8 protein-coding genes and 2 pseudogenes are annotated in these 10,947 nt (G+C 64.5%); 5 read left to right on the top strand and 5 right to left on the bottom strand.

Annotated elements, in window-relative coordinates; genetic code table 11:
• The coding region (locus tag ACIQMR_RS37025) for a proprotein convertase P-domain-containing protein (RefSeq protein WP_401397218.1) at positions 1-470 on the top strand (470 nt) is incomplete at its 5' end.
• A 290-nt stretch (positions 471-760) separates the two neighbouring features.
• On the opposite strand, the pseudogene ACIQMR_RS37020 reads toward ACIQMR_RS37025, so the two are convergent.
• Positions 761-862 (bottom strand): annotated as a pseudogene (locus tag ACIQMR_RS37020) (IS5/IS1182 family transposase); the annotation flags it as partial.
• Between the two features lie 692 nt (positions 863-1,554).
• Between ACIQMR_RS37020 and ACIQMR_RS37015 the strand changes: the two are divergent.
• Positions 1,555-2,268, top strand: a complete 714-nt coding sequence (locus ACIQMR_RS37015) for a YoaK family protein (RefSeq protein ID WP_401397215.1) — start codon at positions 1,555-1,557, stop codon at positions 2,266-2,268.
• Between the two features lie 60 nt (positions 2,269-2,328).
• On the opposite strand, the gene ACIQMR_RS37010 is transcribed toward ACIQMR_RS37015, so the two are convergent.
• Positions 2,329-2,700, bottom strand: coding sequence for a hypothetical protein (locus ACIQMR_RS37010; RefSeq protein ID WP_401397212.1), 372 nt, complete (start codon positions 2,698-2,700; stop codon positions 2,329-2,331).
• A gap of 491 nt (positions 2,701-3,191) precedes the next feature.
• On the opposite strand from ACIQMR_RS37010, the gene ACIQMR_RS37005 reads away from it, so the two are divergent.
• On the top strand, positions 3,192-3,389 hold the full coding sequence (locus tag ACIQMR_RS37005; protein ID WP_401397210.1) for a hypothetical protein: 198 nt from the start codon (positions 3,192-3,194) through the stop codon (positions 3,387-3,389).
• 144 nt (positions 3,390-3,533) lie between these two features.
• Here the strand turns inward: ACIQMR_RS37005 and fabV are convergent, their stop codons facing one another.
• From fabV to ACIQMR_RS36990, 3 genes are all read right to left on the bottom strand, one after another.
• A complete protein-coding gene (gene fabV, locus ACIQMR_RS37000; protein WP_401397207.1) occupies positions 3,534-4,751 on the bottom strand; it encodes an enoyl-[acyl-carrier-protein] reductase FabV in 1,218 nt (405 codons plus the stop codon).
• A 513-nt stretch (positions 4,752-5,264) separates the two neighbouring features.
• The gene (locus tag ACIQMR_RS36995; protein WP_401397204.1) at positions 5,265-6,086 is read right to left on the bottom strand and encodes an SDR family NAD(P)-dependent oxidoreductase; all 822 of its coding nucleotides are present in this window, start codon (positions 6,084-6,086) and stop codon (positions 5,265-5,267) included.
• 40 nt (positions 6,087-6,126) lie between these two features.
• Positions 6,127-8,232 (bottom strand): aminotransferase class I/II-fold pyridoxal phosphate-dependent enzyme, encoded by a 2,106-nt coding sequence (locus ACIQMR_RS36990; protein WP_401397201.1) that lies wholly within the window; start codon positions 8,230-8,232, stop codon positions 6,127-6,129.
• A 419-nt stretch (positions 8,233-8,651) separates the two neighbouring features.
• Here ACIQMR_RS36990 and ACIQMR_RS36985 point away from each other — a divergent pair, with 419 nt between their 5' ends.
• Positions 8,652-10,106: a hypothetical protein gene (locus ACIQMR_RS36985; protein WP_401397199.1), complete on the top strand. Its 1,455-nt coding sequence runs from the start codon at positions 8,652-8,654 to the stop codon at positions 10,104-10,106.
• Positions 10,107-10,175: 69 nt separating this feature from the next.
• Positions 10,176-10,253 (top strand): annotated as a pseudogene (locus ACIQMR_RS36980) (transposase); the annotation flags it as partial.
• Between the last annotated feature and the right edge of the window lie 694 nt (positions 10,254-10,947).

Raw genomic sequence — 10,947 nt, 5'->3', positions numbered from 1 at the left:
AGGTGTCCTCGGCCCTGACCGCCGCGGCGACCCCGAACGTCGTCGGCAGCCCCGGCTCCGGCTCGCCGAACCGGCTCCTGTACGTCGGCGGCGGCGGCACCGACCCCGACCCGGGCCCTCCGCCCGGCGGCCGTTTCGAGAACACCGCCGACTACCAGATCTGGGACTTCCTCACCGTGGAGTCGCCCGTCACCGTCAGCGGCGTCGCGGGCAACGCGCCCGCCGCGCTCCAGGTGCCGGTCGGCATCATGCACACCTACATCGGTGACCTCCAGGTCCAACTCATCGCCCCGGACGGCACCGCCTACACGCTGAAGTCGTACGGCACCGGCGGCAGCAGCGACAACATCAACACCACATACACCGTGAACGCCTCCTCGGAGACCGCGAACGGCACCTGGAAGCTGCGCGTAAGCGACAACGCCTGGTGGGACATCGGCAGGATCGACTCCTGGGCATTGCAGTTCTGAACACCGGGGATTGACCTGTGAGTTCTCCAGGCGATCGCTCAACGGTGATCAGAACCGCCCCGTGAAAGGCGAGCCCCGGGACTGCCGGCGAGACGTCCGACGTCTCAGCACCGCGGTCCTGGGGCCTCGCTATGGAGCGTGGTGCCCGCCGGGCCCGCACAACCGCGTCGTCGAGGGGCCCATGTGCCATGGCGTCATCGACAAGACCGGCACAGGCCCTTGACCGGGTACGGCCGGCGACCGGCCGGCACGTAACCGGAGCCGCACCGGTCGGTGCCCCGGCCCGCCGTGCCGGCGGCGTTGTCGTGCGTGGAGGCAGCCAGGGCAACAACGCCGATGATCAGCTCCAGAACGTCGACGGCAAGCCCATGCTTGCGCCCAGGCACCTGCTGCATCGGCTCGGTCAACGCCAACTGCTCGTCCGTAAATCGCTGAGCCACGGCTCTCTGAAGGCTCGGTGCTGGGCCCGGAGTGGGATGATGACTCATCAGGGGTCGGCAGCGTCGTGATTTGCCCACCCACATGGTCACCAGGTCTTTGACGCTGCCTTGGTAGTCGGATTCATTTGCCGAGCCCAAAGCATGGCCAAGTTCTTGATCTTCCGCTTCAGGAATAGAATGTTCATGATGTTCCTTTCGAGGGTGGAATTTTGAGCGGCTTCCCTTGGGGAACCGACCGACAGGGCGGTTGCGTTCGAAGCGATGGCTCGTCATCTATCGCAAGGAAGCAAACACCTGCTATGAAATATCCACCCAAAGCATGGTGCGGGCGCACCCTCCAATCGGCCCATCCAGCGGCGGAGGTCCCGTCGCCTTCGGCACCTGCTCGCCCTGTGTGACGGCGTGGCCCATCGCCAGTGAGGTACCCCCTTGGAAGCCTCTGACGGCAGGGAGCGTCATCTCTCTGGGCGTCCCGGCAGCCCATGAACGCAGGAGCATGCGTGCCGGTGCGGTGCACCGGCCGGGGCGCCGCACCCCGATTGCCACTTACCTTCGAGGACGGATGCAACGCTCGGCGCGCCCTCGAGCACGAGGGCCCCGGTCGCGAGGTGTCGCGGAGGCCTCTGAGGGCGGACACTGGAGAGGTGAAGGCGAAACGCGAACCCTTCCTGACGTGGGCCATGGTGTCTCTCACGATGACGACAGGAATGGTGGAGGCGGTCAGCTTCCTCGCGCTGGGTCCGGTGTTCACCGCTGTCCAGACCGGCACCATGCTGCTGCTGTCTTTCGCGGTCGCCGGAATCGCCGCTTTCTCCATCGCCCCGTGTCTGGCGTCGCTGGCCGGATTCACGGTAGGTGCCGTGCTCTCGGCGCGGTTCGAGTCGTGGTCGCAGGTCCGGGGCCGTCGCTGGTTCAGAGAGGCACTAATCGCCGAGGCCCTGGTGCTCGCCGGCGCGGCGGCGGTGGCGTGGCAAATCGAGCAGGGGCGCGGGTCGCTCACCGGTCGGCATTACGTGGTGGCGGGACTGGTGGCCCTGGCGATGGGGATCAGGAACGTCTCCACGCTCCGCGCGGCAGTGCCAGGCATGCCCACGACCGTCACGACACGGGCATTCGCGGCTCTGATCGGTGGTTCTCCCCTCGCGGTCGACACGCGGATCGCGCAGGACTCCCGTAATCAGGTCCGCCGGGCCTCCTCGGTGGCTGCCATGTTCATGGGAGGACTCGTGGGCGCCTGGCTGCTGCACGATGCCCGCGTTGATGTGGCCGTGGTACTGCTGATCATTGCCGGCCTGGTGCTGGCTGTCGCGCTGAGCTTCACCTTCGTCCCACGCGAGACGATCTCCGAGCTTGGTTGAGCCACCCTGGCTCCCAGGGTCCCGGATGTAGTGGGTTCAAGGAGGGGATGTCTCCCCGAGTCACCCGCTTACCCAACTCTGCCAGTACTGGTCGACTGCCTCTGCCCGGTCACCGATGGTCCTGACCTGCTCGGCATCGCTGCTGCCGGCGAAGATCTCCTCTAGCTCTCGAAGCACCGAAGGGAACGTCTCCCGACGCTGCCTACTCTCAAGGTAAGCGCTTATCCCTGAGATGGTATTCGCCTGGGGACCGTTCTGAGACAAGTCGTCAGCGTCCTCAAAGATTTGCTCCAGCGCTTCGATATTGCCCAGTAGGTAATCGGCGCCGTCCCGGTCCACCGGGTCATCCTGCTGCGGGTCGGAATACATCCTCCCCAGGCGTTCCTTGACGACGCGAAATGCTTCGTATACATCCGGCGGGATCATGGCCATCAAACCTTTCGATACAGGGACTTTGAGACAGAGGCTATGTGGGGCGATCTCCTGCCAGGAGGGCCGCAGAGGCAGCCCAATTGCCAGCATGCGAGCCCCTTTCGCCCCTGAAGGGGCAAGTACGCCTTTCCGGTCCCGTTCGCCCCACTCCCTGAGCGTGCTGCTGCAGGGTCGCGAGGGTTCCGTCGGCTGTCCACCATCGGACCTGACGCACAAGCCAGAACCGCCGCGCGGAGTGACGCGCTCCGCGCTCGCTGTGAGGGAGGACCCTGTCGAGCGATGGCGGCCCTGCGTTTGACAGACAGTTCCGTGCGCATGGGTGGGGAGGGAGTCCCTCGGCCCGTTTTCTGGTACACGGATCGCCGCTCCGTCCCTGTGGGCCAGGTCAGCTACCGCGCGGGTCCGTCAACCGCGCCCGGCGCTACGTGCTGCACACGTCGCCCACATGGACTGGCGCGATAATTCGGACATACCTAGCGAGAGGTAACGACATGCGTAAAGACGTAACGCATGGTGACTCCGGAGAGGGGCGCGGCGAGAAGGGGAGGAGGAGGCAGGACAGCGGTCTGGACGCGGCTGTCTTGGGGCGGCCCGCCGAAAAGGCCACGGGTGAGGGCGAATCCCTCGACAAGGATCTGGAGCTGGAGCAGGAGCAGGAAGGTGGTGAGGAGACCAGAAGAAAGAAGTAGGGCATTTCGGATCCGCGCGCAGCCGCCGCAGCGTCACGCCCCTGGTGTAATGGGGCGGTTGCGCTGATGTGGGGTGGGTGTGGGCCTGCGGCATGTGCTTGAGTGCGGCCGCGGGAGGGAGAGTCCTATGCTTCTCCCGCCAGTTCAGGACGGCGGATGCACGGGGTCGGGCCAGGGGACGTCGGTTTCGACTGGGACGTCGTAGCTGATGCCGGGCACGGCGAACCCGTAAAGTTGGTGGACTTGGGTGCGAAACCATTCCAGGTCGGCGAGGCGGCTGATGTTGCTGGTGGTGGCTTCGTTCCAGCGTGAGGTGAGTGCGGCTTGTACGGGCGGGGCCAGCTCCCAGGTATCCAGTCGTAGACGTCCTTCGTCGTCCAGTGTGAGGGGGCGGCCGGAGGTGAACTGGTCCCAGAGCTGGACCAGTTGTTCGATGGGCGGGACCATCGCGTCGCCGAGGACCGCGTGCAGCAGTGCCGTGTACAGGGCGATGGTGGGCACGGCGGTGGAGGACTGGGTGACGGCGGCGCCGTTGACCGACGTCACGGCTCGTCCGGCGATGCCGCCAAGGCGGTCGTTCAGGCTACGGGCGGTTTCCTCGAGGTCCGCTTTGGCCGCCCCGATGGTGCCTCGGCGGTACACGGCTTCGGTGGTGGGAGAGCCGATGTAGGTGAGAGCGGCGGTGGTGAAGCCTTCCGCGAGTAGGCGCCGATCCGCGAGTTGGTTTACCCAACGTGCCCAGTCGGCCCCGCCCATGACCGCGACCGTTTGCGCGATGTCGTCGCCTTGGGCCGGGGGAACGACGATTTCCTTGACCTTGGGGGCGCCGCGTTCGTCGAAGACGAGGGTCTTGGTGCGGTGTGGTGCGCCGATCGGTTTGAGTTGGCTGGCGTAGGTGACGCCCGTGCTGGGGTCGGTGCGTCGGGGAGCGGCGACGGCGTAGAGGAGGTAGTCCAGACGGCCGCCGAAGCGGTCGGTGAGCAGTTGGGCGACGCGTTGCTTCATGGCGTCGGCGAAGGCGTCGCCGTTGAGGAACACCATGTCGCGGCCGTGCCGGCGGGCGAGTTCGGCGGTGGCGGCGGTGCGGTACCAGCCGGCTGTCGCCGTTCGTCGGCCCGGTGGTTTTTCGAAGCACACGGCGATGCCCCGGATGCGGGCGCGGGCGAGACCGGCGATGGTGGCCGCCAGCCCGTATCCGGCTGAGGACCCGATGACGAGGGCTACCGGTTCCCTCTCTGTGAGGGTGGGTGCTGCTGCGGGGACGGATGCCCAGGCGTCGTGGACGAGTCTTTGACAGCCGGCTGGGTGGGAATCCACGAAGAGGAAGCCGCGGCTGCGAGGAGTGATGACGCGTTCGCTCACGATGCTGTCCTTGGGGTTGGACTGCCGCCGAGGGTGACGGCATGTCGCATTCTCATGGATGCGCGGGTGTTCACCGAGGAGGATCGGGGGTGAGTGTCCGCGGGTCACTTGCATTGAGTCGTTGCCGCCTCCGTGCAGGGGAACCTGAGGGGGCATGTCCCGGTTGGCTGAGGTGCCGGTTGAGGCTCGCGAGAGCGTGGGGGGTCCGTCGTCGATGGGCGCCCCGGTCTGGGCCGCGCTCGCTGATCAGTGCATCGGGCATGCTCGGCGCCCAGCGCGTTGCCGTGGGGTCGGCTTCGATGCCGGCACGGGGCATCGGGTGGTTTGGGCGTGGCGCCCCCGACGCTGCCGCCCGGCACCCCGCGACGACTCGACGCCGATTAGGGCGGCGTGGGCACGTCGCCGCGTGGAGATGCCGGTGTCGTCCGTGGGGCGGAGGCGAAAGCCGTGGGTGTGGTGCGGCGGGTCGGCTTTCGTGTCTGCTCGCCGCGTGTGGTGTTGGCGCCCGTCGCGTCAGGTGGTCGGGGCTGTGTGCGTGGTGCGAGGGTGTTGTCCGGGGTGTGGGGTCTTTTGCTGGCCGAGGTCGAAGGCGTACATGCGTGACCAGCTGTTGGGAAGGATCCGCATGAGTGCGGACAGGAACTTGTACCGGGCTGTCGGGATGGAGACGGTCTTTCCCTTGCGCAGGTCGTCCAGTGCGACGCGCACGAGCAGGTGCTGATCGACCCATCCCCAGTCGGTCTTGTTCGGAATCCCGGCCCGGTTGTTGAAGTCTGTCTGCACGTCTCCCGGGCAGAGCGCCATGATCTTCACCTTGGAGCGGCGTACAGCCTTGCAGTAGGCCATTTCCTCGGTGTGGCGCAGGACGGCGGCGGTGCTTGTTCCGTAGAGGGAGTCGGTCCATGCCGGTGCGATGCCGCATACGCTGGAGACGTTGATGATCTCGCCGCGGTCTCTCTCGAGCATGGTGTGCAGGGCGGTGAGGGAGAGATGGATCTTGGCGGTGGCGTTGACCTCCAGCATGTACATCTCGTCGTCCACCGGGTTCTGGGAGGCGCCGGTGTGGTAGCCCATCCCCGCGTTGTTGATCAGCAAGTCGATCGGGTGCTCCCGGTCGGTGAGGCGGGCGGTGACCGGAGCTCGTCCGTCCCTGGTGGACAGGTCGGCGCCGATGATCTCGATGCGGGTGCCGTAACGGGCCGTCAGCTGGGCGCCGAGCTGCTGGAGCTTGGCGACATTGCGGGCGACGAGTACCAGGTCGTGGGTGAGCGCGAGCTGCTGGGCGAATTCCTCGCCGATGCCGGAGCTGGCGCCGGTGATGAGAGCGGTGGGCATGGTGGTGCGTTCCTTGCCTTTCCGAGGATGACGGGTGGGGTCAGGCGGCGCGGCGGTCTGCGGGCGCCTCGGCGTCGAGGTCGGGGTAGGCCGCTCGCAGGGCGATGAAGGCGTCCACGATCGTGTGGACGTCGTCCGAGGTGAATCCGGCGGTGGCGCTCACGCGTAGCACCGGTTCGTCGACTCCGGGGGCGATGAACGCGTTGGTGTAGACGCCACGCTGCGACAGCAGCCAGTTGTGGGCCTGGACCGTCCCGACCGTGTCCCGGTACAGCCGGGCCTTCTCCCGTTCCAGTGCCTGACGCCGCGGGTTGTCATCAGTGATGGCGAGGACTTCCGGGCTGTGTGCGGACTGGAGCATGCCGCGCAGGGAGACCGACACGATCGGTGTGACACCGCTGGCTTCGAAGCCGATGCGGTTGAGTTCCGTACGGAGGGTGTCGGCCGTGGCCTGGGCTCGCGTGCCTCGGTACGGCTCCTCCTTCATGATGTCCAGCGACCGCTGGGCCGCCGCGATCAGCGCGGGGGCCAGCGCGGTGGCGGGATCCGCCGGGTGGTAGGTATCGAGCCGGTCGATGACGTCGGCCGAGGCAAGGAGGAATCCGCCCGTGGAACCGAAGGCCTTCGAGAAGGTACCGGTGATGTAGTCGACCTTGTCGGCCAGGCCGAAGGACGCGGCAGTACCGCGGCCGCCGCCGACGACTCCCACGCCGTGTGCGCCGTCGAGGAAGATCTCGGCGTCGAACTCGGTCGCGAGGGCGACGATGCCGGGAAGCGGCGTGAGGTCTCCCTCGACGGAGTAAGCGCCCTCGACAACGATGATCACGCGGTCGGCGTGCTTCTTCGCTTCCGCGAGCTTGAGGCGCAGATCATCCAGGTCGTTGTGGGCGAACCTCGCGGTCCTGCGCGGATGCCCCAGGCGGATACCGTCGATGAGTGAGGCGTGCGCCGACTTGTCGCTGATGACGGTGGCGTCGGGGTTCAACTGAATGATCTGAGACAGGCCACGCACGTTGGCCAGATAGCCGGCGGCGAAGACCATCCCCGCTTCCTTGCCGGCCCATCCCGCAAGGTCCCTCGCCAGCTTCGCGCGCATGGCGAGATAACCGTTCCACCGTGTCGTGTCGCCGCCATGCTCATTCCTCACGGTCCCGGCCTCGTCGCGGGACCGCCGGCCGTGCCGCGTCACGGCCAGTGCGCTGCGGGCAGCGGCTGTCAGCAGAGGCGGAAGGCTCGCGGCGAACATACGCGTCTGGCACTGGGCCGCCAGGTGCTTCACGGTTTCCCGCGAGGTGGCCAGGAATGCGCCGGACGCACCGAAGGACCCACCGAAGGTGCCCGAGATGTAGTGGATCTGGTCGGCCAGGCCGAGAAGCGCGCCGGAGCCTTCACGGCCGACAATCCCGTGGGGGTCGTGAAGGAAGATCTCGGCATCGAATTCCTGCGCGAGGGCGCATATCTCCCTGAGAGACAGGGAGTCGGTCCTGCCGGGCTCCTTGCATTCCACGACGACCAGGATGTGGGATGTGTGGCGGTTGGCTTCCTCGAGGCGCTGACGCAGCTCGGGCAGGTCGTCGTGCCCGAACCGGCCGGTCCAGCGGGGGCGCATGATCCGGACACCGTCCATGAGCCGATCCTGCACGACATCCTCGGCGATGACCGCCGTGTCGCGGTTCAGCATGATCAACTGCGTCAGCGTGCCGACCGCGGCCAGATCGTCCGCGGTGAACACCAGCGCGGCCTCCTTGCCCACCCAGGCGGCGATCTCCTCCTCCAGGTCATGGTGAATACCGAGGTAGCCGTTCATCAAAGGAGATCCGGTCATTCCGACCCCGTAGAGATCGACGGCGTCGTGAGCGGCCTGCCGCACCCGTCGGTCGCTGGACAGGTCCTCGCACACACCGGGCACGTCACTCGGGACACCCACGCCGTAGTAGTCGATGGCGTCATGCGCGGCCTGCTGGACACGCGGATCGGTAGCGAGGTCGAGGTAGTCGTTCCCCGCCGCAAGGAGCGCCGGAACACCGTCGAACTCGATGGCATGACCACTCTTCGCGGTCACCTGCGGGTAGTAGGGGTTGCCGATCGCGTCGACCATGTCGGCCTTGGCACACGCTTCACAACCGGAGGAGACGTGCAATGTCATCGGATGCTCCATAGGGGTAGGCGGTCGCGGCCCGGAACCCACGCCCTTCACCGGACCTCGTCTCTCCATCGGGACTTCGATGTCCCTCGCGGCGGCCCCTCGACATGCCCCGGTCCGCCCTCGGAGTCCGGAGTCCACCCGGAGAGGTGACCTCCGACACCTCTCCATGCTTCCGGTCGAACGCAGGCGCAAGGGCCCGCCAACCGGCGGAGCGCCTGGAGGACCCTGGAAACCCCCAGCCGTCAGCCGTGCCGCCATGTATAGCCATTGCCGATCGGGCACCGGTTAGCCCGTCCTACCAGCGGCTGAATGGGGAAAAGCCCTGCCCGTTGTTCTACACCTTAGGAATCGGCGGGCAGTGCGAGCCCGGCTACCTTCTAAGCGTTCTCCGCTTCTACCCAGACCGAAGGATGATCCGCGTGGAAACCTCCCAAAACCCCCCAATGCCCCCCGAACTCATTGACAATTGGAGGGAGTTTTACACGCAAGCAAACTATGCCCACCTGGAACAATTTCGGAACCAGCCAAGCGCCCTCGTAGATTATTATCTAGCTCATTTTCTGCAATACTGCCACTATAACTTCAAGAAGCCGGAAACCCTTCCAGACCCGGAGAACGTGGCACCGGACGCAATGTTCGCCTTGATAGAGCAGCACGAATTCCAGGGCTACGGACTTAAGGATATATTCGAAGGCTATCTGAGTGCATTTGGAGAGCTTCTCACCGAAACCGCCAGAACGCCACAGTCGCGGGAAGCACTTCAGGCGACTCTAATCGAAACCGAGAACACGACCGAGTCGGCGCCAGTGACGACAGTCGAACCAGAACCATCACACCACCTCGACAGCGGCTCGACGAATATCCCCGAAAGTTTGCAGACCCTGGCATGGGGAGGAAACTTCTTCACCGAGAGGAGGATGCTCGATTATCAGGAACTTGACTTCAAGGGATTCAAGGTCCGCGTGCAGGACTGGGAGAAACCCACAGAGAGGTATCACTTCCTGGCCTATTGTCACTATCGACTCAAGGATTCTCTTGGGGTGGGCAGGCGGGAATTCATGACACGCCTCACCCGCTCTCAAGCCTTTACCGCAAATGAAGAGCAAAACCCTTTCGAAGCTTTTCGCGAGGCGATAAGAGATGGCCGCATCGAGAATTACTGGGAGTCCTATCGGGCCAGCTTCGTGGAAATTGTCAAAAAATTCACCCGCGACACGGAGTCGCAGGTCGAGATTAGCGGGCCGTCAGAACACCCTTCCATCACCCCCGAACAGTTGCCGCTACTCCACGAAATGATCGAGAAGCATAAAGCCGGCGACAACCTGGCTTCCTACAAAGATAAACTAATGAGATTGCAAAACATGACCATACCCAACCCGGAGATGGCCATCAAGAAGCTCATGGAAGAATCCAAGAAAGAATACCTCTTCGGCGATCTCGAGTCCAAAGTATCAAACCCCCTCCTCAACGACCCCAATCGTTCCGCCTGGAATATCACAAGGGAACAAAGGGACCATTTCTTGCTGTTTTGCTCAACGCGCTTCAAGGGAGAGAACATCGCCGGACTCCTCGACAAGGAGGATGCCGCACTCCTGGAGGCAGAAAGGAAAACGGTCACCGATTCTTTCAATGTCTACATCAAAGCCATTGGCGACACTAGGGATAAGGCGTACGGGACGCCCAAGATTGTGCAAGAGTTGAGCAAGTGGTACGCCCGCAGCGAGTTTGGTGATCTCGCTTCCATTCTGGAGAAACCGAAGGACTATGAGAACGTGCTCAAAGTCATGGATTTCTTCAAAGAGAAGAACTTGACGAACTCGGAAATGATATTCCTTACGCCGAAACTCGTATCCGCGGAAAATAGCCCCTCTTGAGGCGCTAATTCAGGTGACGTGACCGTTCGTTGAATCGTGAATGAAGGACTGATTGAGCGGCTTGTGCCGGACGTCGTCGGCATCTTCCCCGACCGCACCGCCGTCATCCGACTGGTCGGCGCTGTCCTGGCCGAGCAGAACGACGAGTAAACCGAGGCTCGCCGCTACATGGGCCGCGAGCTGCTGGCCAAGGCCGGCCTCCACCCGATCGAGTCAGAAACCGACGAGACCGTCATGCCCACCGAACTCACCGCATAGCCTCAAAACGAGATCACCGAGCGGCCGTCGTTACACCACTCCAGCGGACGGGCCGGATTCCTGCTAGTGACCTGGAAAATCGCACCTACCGGGAATGCTGTCGACGATCGACCGCGGCACCACCGATTTCGAACGGCAAAAGGCTGCCTCAGGCCCGGCGTGAACTTTTCGAAGTCGCTGGGGTTCTATTGCGAGCTGCGTCTCCGTAGTGGGAGGCGACCGGGTACGCGTGAGGCGGGCGCCGTTCTCGACCCACCGGAGACGGCGCCCGCCTGATCCGGTCGCCAGCACTCGGACTCCCCTCTCGAGGCCGTCGACCAGAATAGTGAGTCGCCGGCAGACTCGGGGGAGGCATCGCCAGCCGCTCACACTGCAACCGTGCCACACTCAATACCGGCTCCACCGCCCCGGAAAGGGGGTCCGAAGGGTGGAGATTCGAATCCACTGATCGGACCACGCCTTCCCTCTGAAGCTCTCTCGACGACGGTTGAACTTGGTTCTGGGTCATTTTCAGTGCCGGAGCCACGGAAGGTCAGCATCTTGATCATTAGCCGCCTCGGCTGACTTTCCCCTCCAAAGCGTG

It is taken from the genome of Streptomyces sp. NPDC091376, assembly GCF_044757085.1.
Classification (GTDB): Bacteria; Actinomycetota; Actinomycetes; order Streptomycetales; family Streptomycetaceae; genus Streptomyces; species Streptomyces pratisoli.
This window is presented reverse-complemented; position numbering and strand designations above follow the sequence as displayed.